The 14,505-nt window shown below is 46.3% G+C and carries 14 protein-coding genes; all 14 read left to right on the top strand.

The window, feature by feature from the left end:
* Positions 1-118: 118 nt before the first annotated feature.
* The 14 genes from yqfC to dnaG all read left to right on the top strand — a co-directional run bounded on the left by yqfC (position 119) and on the right by dnaG (position 14,473).
* Positions 119-415 (top strand): sporulation protein YqfC, encoded by a 297-nt coding sequence (gene yqfC, locus QP775_RS09035; protein ID WP_239328587.1) that lies wholly within the window; start codon positions 119-121, stop codon positions 413-415.
* Positions 412-1,593 carry a sporulation protein YqfD gene (gene yqfD / locus QP775_RS09030; protein WP_239328585.1) on the top strand — a complete coding sequence of 394 codons (1,182 nt, stop codon included), beginning with the start codon at positions 412-414 and terminating at the stop codon, positions 1,591-1,593. The genes yqfC and yqfD overlap by 4 nt, the downstream gene beginning before the upstream one ends.
* A 34-nt stretch (positions 1,594-1,627) precedes the next feature.
* A complete protein-coding gene (locus QP775_RS09025) occupies positions 1,628-2,596 on the top strand; it encodes a PhoH family protein (RefSeq protein ID WP_239328583.1) in 969 nt (322 codons plus the stop codon).
* A gap of 15 nt (positions 2,597-2,611) precedes the next feature.
* Positions 2,612-5,029 (top strand): HD family phosphohydrolase, encoded by a 2,418-nt coding sequence (locus QP775_RS09020; RefSeq protein ID WP_285105289.1) that lies wholly within the window; start codon positions 2,612-2,614, stop codon positions 5,027-5,029.
* Position 5,030: 1 nt separating this feature from the next.
* Positions 5,031-5,528, top strand: coding sequence for an rRNA maturation RNase YbeY (gene ybeY, locus QP775_RS09015; RefSeq protein ID WP_285105287.1), 498 nt, complete (start codon positions 5,031-5,033; stop codon positions 5,526-5,528).
* Positions 5,528-5,902 carry a diacylglycerol kinase family protein gene (locus tag QP775_RS09010; protein WP_285105285.1) on the top strand — a complete coding sequence of 125 codons (375 nt, stop codon included), beginning with the start codon at positions 5,528-5,530 and terminating at the stop codon, positions 5,900-5,902. Before ybeY ends, QP775_RS09010 begins: the two co-directional genes overlap by 1 nt.
* A 15-nt stretch (positions 5,903-5,917) precedes the next feature.
* Complete coding sequence (cdd, locus tag QP775_RS09005) at positions 5,918-6,352, top strand: cytidine deaminase (RefSeq protein WP_285105283.1); 435 nt, start codon at positions 5,918-5,920, stop codon at positions 6,350-6,352.
* A gap of 119 nt (positions 6,353-6,471) precedes the next feature.
* Positions 6,472-7,377, top strand: coding sequence for a GTPase Era (gene era, locus QP775_RS09000; RefSeq protein ID WP_028544937.1), 906 nt, complete (start codon positions 6,472-6,474; stop codon positions 7,375-7,377).
* A 117-nt stretch (positions 7,378-7,494) separates the two neighbouring features.
* Positions 7,495-7,632 carry a YqzL family protein gene (locus tag QP775_RS08995; protein WP_239328578.1) on the top strand — a complete coding sequence of 46 codons (138 nt, stop codon included), beginning with the start codon at positions 7,495-7,497 and terminating at the stop codon, positions 7,630-7,632.
* A 29-nt stretch (positions 7,633-7,661) separates the two neighbouring features.
* Positions 7,662-8,456, top strand: coding sequence for a DNA repair protein RecO (recO, locus tag QP775_RS08990; protein ID WP_285105279.1), 795 nt, complete (start codon positions 7,662-7,664; stop codon positions 8,454-8,456).
* A gap of 413 nt (positions 8,457-8,869) precedes the next feature.
* On the top strand, positions 8,870-9,757 hold the full coding sequence (gene glyQ / locus QP775_RS08985; protein ID WP_239328576.1) for a glycine--tRNA ligase subunit alpha: 888 nt from the start codon (positions 8,870-8,872) through the stop codon (positions 9,755-9,757).
* Positions 9,750-11,816, top strand: coding sequence for a glycine--tRNA ligase subunit beta (gene glyS, locus QP775_RS08980; RefSeq protein WP_285105276.1), 2,067 nt, complete (start codon positions 9,750-9,752; stop codon positions 11,814-11,816). Before glyQ ends, glyS begins: the two co-directional genes overlap by 8 nt.
* 298 nt (positions 11,817-12,114) lie before the next feature.
* Positions 12,115-12,597: a YaiI/YqxD family protein gene (locus QP775_RS08975; RefSeq protein WP_239328574.1), complete on the top strand. Its 483-nt coding sequence runs from the start codon at positions 12,115-12,117 to the stop codon at positions 12,595-12,597.
* 46 nt (positions 12,598-12,643) lie between these two features.
* Positions 12,644-14,473 (top strand): DNA primase, encoded by a 1,830-nt coding sequence (dnaG, locus tag QP775_RS08970; RefSeq protein WP_483311996.1) that lies wholly within the window; start codon positions 12,644-12,646, stop codon positions 14,471-14,473.
* The last annotated feature ends 32 nt before the right edge of the window (positions 14,474-14,505 follow it).

Genomic DNA, 14,505 nt, shown 5'->3' with positions numbered 1-14,505 from the left:
CTAAAAGGCTGTTAACTCGTATACTGTGGGCTAAATTAGGCGCAGCTTATACTTTCACCTTCATAAACCGTACGGTTGCCGCATAAATTGTAAAGTACAGGAAGGGGGCCTATCGTACATGAGCCGCTTCACCCGCAAACTGCGCCAATGGACGGCACACTTGTTCGATCTGCCGCAAGATATGCTATCTAATGTGCCCCGATTTACGATGATCGGCAATCGACAACTGTTCGTGGAGAATCATCGCGGCGTTGTTCATTTTTCAAGTGATCATATGCGTCTATCACTGGTTACCGGCGAGCTTGAGGTGTTCGGCCGCAACTTGGTCATACGTGGAATATGGACCGAGGAAGTATTTATTGAAGGCAGCATAATCGAAGTTAAGGTTCACGGAATGGAGGAAACGTTGTCATGAAACCACCTGCACTTGCGAATTGGCGCGGTTACGTACGCGTTCGTATTAGGGGACAATATGCAGAACAATTATTAAACAAATTATCTGCCAAGCAAATGCTGATATGGGACGTGATGCGTGAGGAAGACAATCAGGTCAGCTTATTTTTGATGCTGCCGGATTTCTTCCGTCTTCGTCCGCTTTTAAAAGAGACAGGCTGCCGAGTTCATGTAGAGGCACGATTTGGCGTGCCATTTTCAATCAAACAAGTGCGTAAGCGCACATTTTTTATTTCCGGCTTATTTCTATTTCTCTTTGGTATGTACATGCTGTCATCGTTAATTTGGACGATTGATGTGAAAGGGAATGAACGCATCCCTACGGATGATGTGCTTGCTGCTGCACGGGAAGAAGGGATTTACCCGTTTCAATGGACGTTCCGTATGAAAAAGCTGGACACGCTCTCAAAGGAGCTAAATGCCCGCCTGCCATCAACCTCCTGGATTGGGGTGACGAGGCAAGGGACAAGGGTTGTGATTCACGTTGTGGAGTCTACGATGGCAGAGAATCGAACCCTGCGCAATCCCAGTCACCTGATAGCGCGGGCGGATGCGGTCGTTACTCAGATTATTGCGAAAGAAGGGCGCGCTGTTGTGCGGCCTAACACTCGAGTGAAGAAAGGCAGCGTGCTTATCTCCGGCATCGTCGGTTCCACTCAGGCGCAACAGGCGGTGCCTGCAAAGGGAGTGGTGCGAGGGTTGGTATGGCACGAGTATGAGATTGTTTCTCCTCTCATCAGCAAGCAGAAGGTGCTTACAGGAGATGTTACAGAACGTCATTATATACAGATCGGTGAACGTCGATTGCAAGTGTCCGGATTTGGAGATATACCTTATGCCCAGTATGAGGTAACATCCGACACTGCAGCCGCTTCTTGGGGGAGCGTATCCCTTCCATTAGGATGGATAACTGAAAAAATAGCAGAAGTCCAACTGGTGGCGGAAGAACGAAGCGAGCAAGAAGCGATGCAAGAAGGACTAAAGCAAGCACGAGTTGATATAGCGGCTAAAAATGGGCCTGATGCCCGCGTTAAAACGGAAAAAATTTTGCATCAGAAGTCGGAGAATGGTAAAGTGAAACTGAAAGTATTATTTGAAGTTGAGCAATCGATTGCTGTTGAGCAGCCGATTATCCATTAAGCTAATGAGACTGAAGGCAAGGAGACTGAGGTTTTTGTCGCAACTACAGACTGTCAAACTTTCATTACAGAATGCCACCGAAGGCTTGGCCTTGCTTGGACCACAGGACAAGTACTTGCGGCTGGTTCAAAGCCGTACTGGTGCTCAGATCACATCAAGAGATGCAGAAATTGTTATTTCTGGCGGTATGGAAGAAGTTGAGAAATTTAAGCGGTTGTTCGAAGTGCTGTTGCAATTGATCCGCAACAATATTACACTGTCCGAGCGTGACTTCATGTATGCACTTGATCTAGCTCAGGAATGGAAAGTTGACGAGCTGCTAGATCTGTTTAAAGGTGAGATCACGACTACGTTTAGAGGCAAGCCGATACGGGTAAAAACAATAGGTCAGCGTCATTACGTGTCTACGATCAAGAAGCAGGACATTGTATTTGGTGTAGGACCAGCAGGAACAGGGAAGACCTATTTAGCAGTAGTTCTGGCCGTCAGTGCACTGAAGGAAGGTGCCGTTAAGCGTATTGTATTAACACGCCCAGCAGTAGAGGCGGGCGAGAATCTGGGTTTTCTCCCAGGAGATCTGCAAGAGAAGGTGGATCCATACTTGCGTCCGCTATATGATGCGCTGTATGACGTCATGGGACCTGATCAGACGGCTAAGGCATTAGAAAGAGGACTGATCGAGATTGCTCCACTCGCTTATATGAGGGGACGAACGTTGGATGATGCCTTTATTATTTTGGATGAAGCACAGAATACGACTCCTGAACAGATGAAGATGTTCCTGACACGACTCGGTTTTGGCTCCAAGATGGTCATTACTGGCGATGTCACCCAGATTGACTTGCCCCGGGGCAAAAAGTCCGGTTTGGTCGAAGCGGAACGGATCTTACATGATATCGAGGAGATCGGAATCGTACATTTTGCTGAGCAGGATGTCGTTCGTCATTCCTTAGTACAGAAGATTATTGTGGCTTATCAGAAGGAAAACGAAAACCAGGGATAGAGAGGACTGTTCTCTATGCTACAAGCACATCAAGGCAGCGGTAACAAAGCTCGCCCGGTTACAATGGCAGGATGGAAATACAGCATCGGCGTGCGTGTTGTCTTATTTTGTTTTATGACGGTATTGTTTTATTTCAGCTTGGCACCGAACATACTGCCAGAGAAATTCGATATCGTAGTTGGTAATGTGAACGAGAAAAATATCGTGGCACCCAAGCAAATTCCAGACAAAAAGGCAACGTTAAAAGCACAGGAAGAGGCGGCAGAGCGCGTGGCGCCTAGTTATCCTATCGTTTCTTTTAAGAATGAGAAGTTGATGGATATTGTATTAAATCGAATAGAAACGGTTAATGTCGACGAACTGATCTCCTTCTCGGAGAAGGTAGATCTGTATCGCAGGGTCATTCCGCAGATGTTCGACGATTATATTAATTCTTTTAAGATGGACAACCGCAGTACATATTCGAGCAAGTTATTGGATGAAATGTCCAAGCGTATTGAAGAACAGAAGTATCGTGTGCCTGAGGAGACGTTCATCAAGATTGCACGCTTGTCCAAGGATGACATTACGGACATGAAGCCAGTAGGTCGTGATATCGTAAGCAAGTTGATGAGCGATTCGATCGCAGATGCAACTGTCGCGCGCGCCAAGGTCGCTGAATACGTGAATGCCAGTTCTTTGACTAAGCGCTCTACGCGTGAAGTAATCCAAGAACTCGTGCGTTTATCGATTACACCGAACAAATTTTATGATGAAGAAGCAACCAAGGAAGCTAAAGTTCAAGCACGGGAAAATACGCCGCAAGTGTTCATTAAGCAGGGGGACATCATCGTAAAGCGTGGACAAGTGATCTCGCAAGACATGTATGATCTGCTCAAGGAAAATGAACTGCTGAAGTCGGAAGTAAACATGTGGCCACAGCTAGGCTTATTGTTGCTTTCCTTTATGTTTATTGGCGTATTGTTTATGTTTATGAGACAAAGCAGCAGTACGCACTTTAAGTACAATAACGCACAGCTTCTTATGCTGGCGATCATATTTACTATTAACGTGCTTGCACTTCACATTGTCGCTTACGCTCAGACGGAGACGTCTACTTATATCGGCTATGTAGCGCCTGTGGCTTTGGGTGTTATGCTGATCACATTGCTGCTGGATGTGTCATTGGCTTACATAAGCGCCGTCGTATTTAGTGTGATGGCCAGTATTGTGCTTAATACGCAGCAAGGTGAGCTGTTTGATTTTAATTTTGGCTTCTTGGCCTTAGTTGTGTCGTACGCAGCCATATTTGCGATTCATCGAGCCAGTCAGCGTTCTACGATTCTGAAGGCCGGTATTATGATTTGTATTTTTGGCAGCTTGACGGTCATTACGCTTGCCATGATGAATGGCGATCCTTTAAACAGCAGGGATACACTTCTTGCAGCGGGTCTTGCCTTCAGCAGCGGCTTGGTGACAGCAGTGCTTGTGATTGGTTTGATGCCGTTCTTTGAAGTTACGTTTGGCATTTTATCCGCACTGAAGCTTGTCGAACTGTCTAACCCAAACCATCCGTTACTAAGGAAGCTGTTGACGGAGACACCGGGAACCTATCATCACAGCGTAATGGTAGGCAATCTGGCTGAACAGGCGGCCGAATCGATCGGGGCAAACGGACTATTATGCCGAGTCGGAGCGTTTTATCACGATATCGGTAAGACGAAGCGACCAAGCTACTTTATTGAGAATCAGACGAATATGGATAATCCGCATGATTTTATCGACCCGAAGCTGAGTACTTCCATCATTACGGCACATGCACGTGATGGTGCTGAAATGCTGAAAGATTATAAGCTTCCCAAGCCGATACGGGATATTGCGGAACAGCATCACGGGACAACTTTCCTTAAGTTCTTCTATTATAAAGCGATCAAGCTGGCAGAAGAACAAGGGGGCGAGCCGGACTTTACGGAAGATGACTTCCGTTATCCAGGTCCGAAGGCGCAGTCCAAGGAGGCGGCTGTCGTGGGGATAGCAGACTGTGTTGAGGCTGCGGTTCGATCCTTACGTCATCCGACAGTAGAGCAGATCGAGACGATGATCCACAAGATCATTAAAGATCGCCTTGATGATAATCAGTTTAATGATTGTGACTTGACGATGCGAGAGCTTGATATCGTTGCAAATTCGTTAAAAGAAACGGTAATGGGTATATTCCATTCTCGAATCGAATACCCAGACACATCTAAAGTGTCAGACAAGTCACATGAGAAAATGCAGCATAAGCTGCCTGCAAAAGAAGATACTCCATCAGCTGCTCATCACGCTCACGCGGATAAGCTGTCAGTACATGCGGACGAAGAAGCCGGTAGAGTCGATAAAGCTAACTTGGAAGATCGTGAGGAAGCGGCTGAGTTCAATAAAGGACGACCAGGCCATAAAGAAGGAGAATAGTATGAAAGTAACATTAGCATGGAGCGATGAACAGGATCGGTATCCCATTTCCACTGTATTAGTGGAGCAGTTGGAGTTAATCCTAGCGGAAGCTGCACATATGGAAGGGGTTACAGAGGGGGAAGTTGCCCTAACATTTGTAGATGATGAGCGCATCCACGAATTGAACCGTGATTATCGTGGCATTGATCGTCCTACAGATGTGCTGTCATTTGCACTGAACGAATCTACTGATGAAGAGTTGGATATCCTTTATGAGGTAGAAGACGAGTCGGAGCTGTTAACCATAGGTGATATGTTAGGCGATATTATTATCTCAACTGAACGTGCGCAAGCACAGGCAGAGGAATACGGACATTCGTTGGAGCGGGAAATTGGATTTCTGTTCGTGCATGGCTTTTTGCATCTGCTCGGGTATGACCATCAAGATGATGAATCAGAGCGTGTCATGATGGACAAGCAGGAAGCGGTGCTTGCTAAGGTTGGATTGACACGCTAATGATACGGAGCAAGCGGCCTTGGAGGCATACATTTCAAGTCGCATTAGAAGGTATATGGTATACTCTGCGTACGCAGCGTAACATGCAGGTGCATTTAGGTGTTATGTTTGCGGTGACGGGACTGGGTTTGGCGCTTGGACTAGAGCGCACAGAATGGTTTTGGATTGGTTTGTGCATCACGCTGGTGATCATGGCGGAGCTTTTTAACACTGCTATTGAAACGGTAGTAGATCTGGTGATGCTCAATCCGCATCCGCTTGCCAAGATTGCGAAGGACACTGCCGCAGGTGCTGTATTGGTTGCGGCAGTGTTTGCCGTCATTGTTGGTGTAATTCTATTAGGTATTCCGGTATGGAAGCTGCTGGTCAACTAGAAGGAGGAACGTCAGATGAATGCTACACAACTGATGGAACAAGCAAAACTCGCCCGCGAAAAAGCGTACACACCTTATTCGCATTTTAAGGTCGGAGCAGCACTATTGGATGCGGATGGACACGTACACTTGGGTTGCAATGTGGAAAATGCAGCTTACGGTCCTACTAACTGTGCCGAGAGAACCGCTTTATTCAGAGCGATCGCGGATGGCTGCGAACCGCGTTCTTTTAAGGCTATTGCTGTCGTTGGTGATACGAGTGACCCAATTACACCATGCGGGGTATGTCGCCAAGTGATATTGGAGTTATGTCCGTCAGATATGCCGGTGTACATGGGCAATTTGAATGGTGAAGTAACGACTACTACAGTGGGGGCGCTATTGCCAGGCGCGTTTGACGTGAACAGTCTGGAAAGCTCGGCTACACGTCAAGCTGAACTGAAAGAGTAGACAATCGAAGCGGTTCCGCTCCAGTCTATAGACGATGCGGAGCCGTTTATATATATTAGAGCAAGTTGGCACAAGAATAAGCACAAGAACTACTAAGAACCAGAGGAGAAGTTAAATTGATGAAGCAATCCAAATCGTATAAATCAGGCTTTGTAGCTATAATCGGACGACCTAATGTAGGGAAGTCCACTTTAATGAACCATATAATCGGTCAGAAGATAGCGATTATGTCTGATAAGCCGCAGACTACTCGTAATAAGATTCATGGTGTATACACAACAGAAGGTTCTCAAATTGTGTTTCTTGATACACCAGGTATTCATAAGCGCCAATCCAAGCTTGGCGATTACATGAATCAAGTGGCACTCACAACATTAAATGAAGTTGAGGCTGTGTTGTTCCTTGTCGATGTATCTGCTGGTCTTGGGGGCGGTGACCGCTATGTTATTGAACAGTTAAAGCGCGTAAATACACCTGTTATTCTGGTCATGAACAAGATTGATCAAGTGCAGCCAGAAGAGCTGCTCGGCATGATCAAAACTTATAACGAACTGCATCAGTTTGCAGAGATTATTCCGATCTCAGCACTACAAGGCAACAATGTGGATCGCTTGCTGCAAGTACTGTCTGGTTATTTGCCAGAAGGTCCACAATACTATCCGGAAGATCAAATTACAGATCATCCAGAACAGTTCGTAGTAGCGGAGTTGATCCGGGAGAAGATTTTACATGCAACTCGCGAGGAAATTCCGCATTCAATAGCGGTTATGATTGAAGATATGAAGGTACAAGACAATGGCGTGGTGCACATTTCTGCGGTTATCTTTGTTGAGCGGGATTCGCAGAAAGGGATCGTTATTGGCAAACAAGGTGCGCTGCTTAAAGAGGTTGGTAAGCTTGCCCGCAAAGATATTGAAACGCTATTAGGTTCGAAATCGTTCTTAGAACTCTGGGTAAAGGTGAAAAAGGACTGGCGTAATCATGATCGCGTTTTGCGTGACCTGGGCTTTAGAAACGATAAGTAACGACGGCATAAAGCAACTGCATATCATACAAGCCAATTATTGCATCGGATATTCCCTACCTCTCAGCACATGATAATGCATAAGACAGAATCATTTCCGATGAAGGGGGATTTACGAATGCGTGATTTCTCGTGGAATGTGTTTGCAATGACGGGGGATGTGGATGCCTACTTGTTATATAAGCATATTGGGCAGATCTCAGATGTAGAAGAGGCGGAAGCGGAACCCGAGTTGTCTGAGCAGATCGTGGAGTGATAAGTCAGTTGTCGTAGGGGAGGACAACGGTGTTATATAGGGTGGAAGGTATTGTAATACGCAGCATGGATTATGGGGAAGGAAATAAGATTATTACACTGTGCACCAAATCGCACGGGAAGACCGGTGTCCTCGTAAGGGGAGCGAAGAAGGTGCGCAGTCGCCATGCTGCGGCTACACAGTTGTTTACATATGGAGAGTATATTTATTTTAAAGGGATGGGACACATTGGTACCTTGAACGGGTGTGAGATTCTTGAGTCCCATCATCCACTGCGCGAGCAGCTTCATCTGGCTGCATACGCATCTTATGCAGTAGAACTTGTAGATCGCGGTTTGCAGGATGAAGAGGCCGGTGGCTACATGTTCGAGCAGCTGCTTGCTTATTTGCAAGCTTTAAAAGATGGCAAGGATGAGCAGGTATTAACCCATTTATTTGAGATGAAGCTGTGTCAATCTGTGGGGGTAGCACCTGTGCTTGATACTTGTGTCATCTGTGGGCAAGCAGAGGATCTTGTTAACTTTGGATGGCGCCTGGGCGGAGCGATATGCTCAAGGTGCCGCGTACGAGAGCATGCCAAATATATGGCGCCAGTGTCAGTATTAAAACTCATGACATTGTTTGCCAAAACAGACTTGCGCAGAGTAGGTAGCATCGCCGTTAAGCCGGAGACTAAGGCACACTTGCGTGCATGTATGCGCGGTTACATGGACACTCATGTGGGAGTCCGTTGCAAGTCTTTAAATTTTATTGAGCAAATGGAAAAGTATGATCTAGCTGCGCATCAAGAGCATGTGCAGCGCGAAGAACGCCAAGATGAATGATGGTAGTCGGGCGCTCGTAATACTTGACGAATCGTTCTAATTTAGATATGATATTGACTATTATAAAATAAACATATTTGCAAGGATGAAGAAAGTAATTCGACTATCAGTTCGAAAGAAAGCGATTCGGGGACGGTGTGAGCCCGGACGAACAGACGGATGAACAGGCACTTCGGAGCAAATACCTATGAAAGTGGACCGCAATCGTTATTGGATTGGCATTGTAATCGATTGTATCGATTTAATGCGGCGGTCAAGTAGGGTGGAACCGCGGGAGAATATACTCTCGTCCCTACGTCTGGCATCAGGCGTATGGACGGGAGTTTTTTGCATGTATATCGGTTTATGAACATGTATAGACAACTTCAGACGTCAGACGCCGTCAATATGAGGCATAAAGGAGTGATAGGCACATGAATTTTCAACAAATGATCTTAACTCTGCAAAATTTCTGGGCGGATCAGAAATGTATTATTGTCCAGCCCTATGACGTAGAGAAGGGTGCCGGAACGATGAATCCGATGACTTTTCTCCGTTCGATCGGACCTGAGCCTTGGAATGTAGCTTATGTGGAGCCTTCAAGACGCCCTGGCGACGGACGTTACGGGGAGAACCCAAATCGCCTTTATCAACATCATCAGTTTCAAGTTATAATGAAGCCTTCTCCTGACAATATTCAGGAGCTTTATTTGGAAAGCTTGAACCGTCTGGGGATTGATCCAGCACTTCATGATATTCGTTTTGTAGAAGATAACTGGGAATCTCCGACGCTTGGCGCATGGGGTCTTGGTTGGGAAGTATGGCTTGATGGGATGGAAGTGACACAGTTCACGTACTTCCAGCAAGTGGGCGGCATCGACGCGAATCCGGTTGCGGTCGAGATTACGTATGGTCTGGAGCGCCTTGCTTCTTACATTCAAGACAAAGAAAATGTGTTTGATTTGGAATGGGTTGAAGGAATCACATATGGTGATGTATTCCACCAACCGGAATTTGAGCATTCCAAATATACGTTTGAAGTCAGTGATGCAGCAATGCTGTTTAATTTGTTTAATACGTACGAACAGGAAGCAAAACGTGCGATGGACGAACATCTTGTGTTCCCTGCGTATGATTATGTATTAAAATGTTCGCATGCTTTTAATCTATTAGATGCTCGTGGAGCAATCAGCGTTACAGAACGTACGGGTTTTATTACGCGTGTTCGTAATCTGGCACGTCAAGTAGCGGCTACTTACTATGAGGAGCGCGAGAAGCTTGGATTCCCGCTGTTGAAGAAAGGAGATGAGCACGATGCCTAAACATTTGCTCTTGGAACTAGGACTGGAAGAAGTGCCTGCTCGTTTTATGCGTGCGGCTATGGAGCAGTTAAAGGAACGGACGGAGCGTTGGCTCGAAGCAGCACGTATAAGTCATGAAGGAGTTCAAGCCTATGCGACGCCGCGCCGTCTGGCAGTGCTCGTCCAACATGCGGCTGATAAGCAAACGGATATTCACGAGGAAGTGAAAGGACCTGCGCGAAAGATCGCCTTGAGTGACAGCGGAGAATGGTCCAAAGCTGCGCTTGGCTTTGCCCGCAGTCAAGGGGTAGAGCCTGATCAGTTTTTCTTCAAAGAATTAAACGGTGTAGAATACGTTTATGCCAACAAAAGCAGTATTGGTAGGGATACGTCTGAAGTGCTTGCAGAAGGCTTTAGCTCCATTGTTCACGCGATGACATTCCCTAAAAATATGCGTTGGGGCGCCTATGACATGCGCTTTGTCCGCCCGATTCGCTGGGTAGTAGCGCTGCAAGGCGAGAGTGTTATTCCAATTGAATTTACTGGCGTACAAGCAAGTAATGTATCCCGTGGGCATCGATTCCTTGGTCACGACACGGTCATTCAAGAGCCTGGCCAGTATGTGGAACGTCTGCGTGAGCAGCACGTCATTGTGGACGTGGTAGAACGCGAGCAGTTGATCGTGAAACAAATTGAAGCATTAGCACAAAAACAACAATGGAATATTGCGGTTAAAGACGATTTGCTGGAAGAGGTTCTCTTCCTAGTGGAATACCCGACTACCTTGTTTGGAACTTTTGATACGTCATTCTTAAGTATCCCACAAGAAGTACTTATTACATCGATGCGTGAGCATCAACGTTACTTCCCGGTTCTCGATGCATCAGGACAACTGCTTCCATTCTTTGTGACGGTGCGAAATGGAGACCAAAAAGGTATTGATACGGTCGCCAAAGGCAACGAGAAGGTGCTGCGGGCGCGGTTATCCGATGCCAAATTCTTCTACGCAGAAGATCAGAAGTTGCAGATCGAAGCTTGCGTAGATAAGCTCAACTCGATCGTATTCCATGAAGAGCTGGGCACGCTGGGGGACAAGGTTCGCCGACTTGTCAGTATTGCTGATCTGCTTGCCCAAGCGGTACAAGCGGATGAGTCAACAGCGAAGCAAGTTAATCGTGCGGCACACATTTGCAAATTTGACCTTGTTACACAAATGGTATATGAATTCCCTGAATTGCAAGGTGTTATGGGTGAGGATTACGCGCTCAAATTTGGCGAAGATCCTACTGTAGCACGTGCCATTAACGAGCATTACAAGCCGCGTTATTCGGGTGACCCTTCACCTGAGACTTTGGCAGGCCAATTGATCAGTATGGCAGATAAGCTCGATACTATGGTTGGATGTTTTGCGATTGGCATCATTCCAACAGGATCACAAGATCCGTACGCGCTTCGTCGACAAGCAACAGGTATTGTTCAGATGCTGCTGGAGCGCAAGCTGCCATTGACCCTTACACAAGTGTTTGATATTGCGCTTGACGTATTGGATCGTACAGGTTTGTTAAAACGTGAGCGTGCGGAAGTACGTAAAGACTTGTACGAATTCTTTGGTCTTCGTGTCAAAAATGTACTGTCTGAGCAAGTGCGTTACGATGTAGTAGATGCGGTGCTTGCAGCCGGTTATGACGATGTGAAGTTAACGATCTCGCGTGGCGAAACGCTTATGGAGGCAGTTCGTCATGAAGCGTTCAAAGCTACGGTGGAATCGTTTAATCGTGTATGTAATTTGGCATCGAAAGCGGATGATGGTGAAGTTAGCGCCACACTATTTGAACAGGACGAGGAACGTGCACTTTATGCTCGTTATCTAGAAGCACACGCACAGTATAAAGCGGCAGCAGATCCATCAAGTGCGCTTGCGGCTCTCAGTAGTCTGGAGGAGACGATAACGGCATTCTTCGATAATGTTATGGTTATGGCTAAAGATGAGGCTGTAAAACATAATCGCTTGGCGCTGTTGAAGCTGATTGCACATGATTTGAAGCAGTTTGCTGACTTTTCTAAGCTCGTGTGGGCATAACGGCAAAAATCATTGAATACTGCTGCTTATGTGTTTAAGCAGATATGTAACAAGGGTAATATAGTTCTAACATCAGGTTGTAAAGTCTGTCGCGGAGCATGCGAGAAGCAATAAAATCTCGACATGTTCCGCGCTTTTTATGGTCAAGTCGACATTTTGTGATAACTTGGTTATGAAAATCGTATTTTCACAAGCAGGAATTTAAACGCACACAGCGTATATAATATAAACGGAGAATCACCGGGTTTACACCATTGGTGCACCTGAAGTGTGATGGTTTATATTCTGTAAAGGGAAAATGGTGAACCGATTGCCTCACGAAAGTCGAATTATCGTTGATGCGGACGCTTGTCCAGTAAAGACTGAAATTGTGCAAGCAGCCACGGAGTTCCAGGTGCCTGTTCTGTTTATTGCTTCGTTTGCGGCATATCAGAATGAGGCGGAGCACACAGATATCGTTCAATACATTTATGTGGATCAAGGCTTTCAATCAGCGGATATGTATATAGCGAACACAGCGCGGTCAGGAGATATAGTCGTCACTAACGATTATGGATTGGCCGCGCTATGTCTGCCGAGAGGGGCATGGGTGCTCACACCGCGAGGAAAAGAGCTTGATGGGCATAATATGGACGAGCTGTTGGCACAACGCCATGTATCCAGCAAGGCTCGGCGAGCTGGGCAGCGTACCAAAGGACCTCGTGCAATGACAACACTGGACCGCGAGCATTTCCAACATAAACTGACAAAACTTTTGCAAATGGGCAGGAGAACTTCGTAATATCGCGAATTAAAGTAATACGTGTTCGAAATGAAGGTGATGGGATATGAGTGGTAACGGACCGATACCTGATGAATTCGTAGACGAGGTGTTGAAGCATAACGATGTAGTTGACGTTGTCGGCAAATATGTCCACCTTACGAAGCAAGGCAAGTATTTAAAAGGTTTATGTCCTTTTCATTCCGAGAAGACGCCTTCGTTTACGGTTACGCCGGAGAAGCAGATATATCATTGCTATGGCTGCAAAGCCAGTGGGAATGTGATTCATTTTGTGATGGGTGTTGAAGGGTATTCTTTTCCGGAAGCCGTCAAGCATTTAGCGGAACAAGTTGGCCTGACGTTTCACTGGGGCAACCAGCCTATGGAACGCAGTCCCAAGAGCGAAGCCAAGGAACACCTTATTCAAGCGCACGAATTAGCCGCTAAGCTGTATCATTACATCTTAATGAATACGGCACACGGACAGGACGCACTAGGGTATTTGCGCGAACGAGGTATTCATGACAAGTTGATCGAGCATTTTCAGATTGGTTATGCTCCGCCGCAGTGGGACACTTTAGTGCAGCTGTTAAGCAAACGTGAGTTTTCACTTTCTTTAATGGAGCAGGGAGGCCTCGTTTCGGCAAGGCAGCAGCAGGCTGGTTACGTAGACAGGTTCCGGGATCGTGTCATGTTTCCGATCTGGGACAAGAATGGGAAAGTAGTCGGGTTCTCTGGTCGTATATTAGGCGAAGGCCAGCCAAAGTATCTAAACTCGCCTGAGACCATGTTGTTTAACAAGTCCAAGCTGATGTACAACCTTCATCATGCAAGGCCGCATTTTAAGCGCACCGGTCAAGTTGTGTTATTTGAAGGTTTTGCTGATGTCATACAAGCTTGGGAAGTAGAAGTCCTTAATGGGGTTGCAACGATGGGGACTGCATTAACTAATGATCATGTAGCGCTCTTAAGACGGAGCGCCGAGCGTGTTGTCATCTGCTATGATGGTGATGATGCGGGTCAGGCGGCAGCCTTAAAAGCTATTCCGATGCTGGAAGAAGCGGGCATACATGTATCAGTTGCGATGCTCCCAGACCGAATGGATCCTGACGATTATATTAAGGCAAACGGGGGTGAACGGTTCAGACATGCGATTATTGCTGCTGCCGTCACACCAGTTAAATTCCAGCTACTCACTTTGCGTCGCAATCATATCCTGCTAGAAGATGACGGGAAGCGCAGGTTTATAGAGGAAGCAATGCGAATTATTGCTCCCATTCATTCACCTGCCGAACGCGAAATGCACTTGAAAGAACTATCTAATCAAGTTGATATTTCACTGGAAACCTTAAAGCAGGAGTGCTTTGAAGTCCGTCAGAAGCTACAAAAAAAGCACCAGACGGGGGATAATCAAGACAATTGGTGGAATAATGTTAGGAATGATAAACGTAATATGGACACTCCTACGTTAAGACCTGCCTATGTGTACGCTGAGCGAAGTTTGTTAGCCTTAATGTTCCAAGATGCTGAAGTAGCTGTTTATGTGGAAAGACATCTTGGAGAACAATTTAATGTAGATGATCATGCAGCTTTAGCTGCTTATCTATATGCCTATTACGCGCAAGGCAAAGAACCGGATTTCAGCCGATTTCTTGCCACGCTGCGTGATGATCGATTAGAGCAGACGGCAGCCTCGATTTCATTGGCAGAAGTGCCCCTGCGTTACGATAACGACTTGTTGAATGATTACATTTCCCAAATTAAGAAAGTACCCATTCAACGCGAGATCGAACGTATGAAGGAAGAAATGGTAAAAGCTGAACGTGCTGGAGACTCATCGCGAGCTGCGCAAATTGCATCAGAATTTATTGCCCTAGACCAACAACTGAAGCGTTAGCAGTCTGAAGAATCTAGGGAGGAGGGAGTCGG

Source organism: Paenibacillus sp. UMB4589-SE434 (genome assembly GCF_030226685.1).
Lineage (GTDB): Bacteria > Bacillota > Bacilli > Paenibacillales > Paenibacillaceae > Paenibacillus_B.
Note: the sequence above shows the minus strand (reverse complement) of the source record. Positions and strands in the feature narration are given on the sequence as shown.

What these genes read in the sequence shown, in the direction of transcription:
- yqfC (WP_239328587.1), top strand. Translation starts at nt 119, where the DNA reads ATGAGCCGCTTCACCCGCAAACTGCGCCAATGGACGGCACACTTGTTC.
- yqfD (WP_239328585.1), top strand. Translation starts at nt 412, where the DNA reads ATGAAACCACCTGCACTTGCGAATTGGCGCGGTTACGTACGCGTTCGT.
- QP775_RS09020 (WP_285105289.1), top strand. Translation starts at nt 2,612, where the DNA reads ATGCTACAAGCACATCAAGGCAGCGGTAACAAAGCTCGCCCGGTTACA.
- ybeY (WP_285105287.1), top strand. Translation starts at nt 5,031, where the DNA reads ATGAAAGTAACATTAGCATGGAGCGATGAACAGGATCGGTATCCCATT.
- QP775_RS09010 (WP_285105285.1), top strand. Translation starts at nt 5,528, where the DNA reads ATGATACGGAGCAAGCGGCCTTGGAGGCATACATTTCAAGTCGCATTA.
- cdd (WP_285105283.1), top strand. Translation starts at nt 5,918, where the DNA reads ATGAATGCTACACAACTGATGGAACAAGCAAAACTCGCCCGCGAAAAA.
- era (WP_028544937.1), top strand. Translation starts at nt 6,472, where the DNA reads ATGAAGCAATCCAAATCGTATAAATCAGGCTTTGTAGCTATAATCGGA.
- QP775_RS08995 (WP_239328578.1), top strand. Translation starts at nt 7,495, where the DNA reads ATGCGTGATTTCTCGTGGAATGTGTTTGCAATGACGGGGGATGTGGAT.
- glyQ (WP_239328576.1), top strand. Translation starts at nt 8,870, where the DNA reads ATGAATTTTCAACAAATGATCTTAACTCTGCAAAATTTCTGGGCGGAT.
- glyS (WP_285105276.1), top strand. Translation starts at nt 9,750, where the DNA reads ATGCCTAAACATTTGCTCTTGGAACTAGGACTGGAAGAAGTGCCTGCT.
- QP775_RS08975 (WP_239328574.1), top strand. Translation starts at nt 12,115, where the DNA reads ATGGTGAACCGATTGCCTCACGAAAGTCGAATTATCGTTGATGCGGAC.
- dnaG (WP_483311996.1), top strand. Translation starts at nt 12,644, where the DNA reads ATGAGTGGTAACGGACCGATACCTGATGAATTCGTAGACGAGGTGTTG.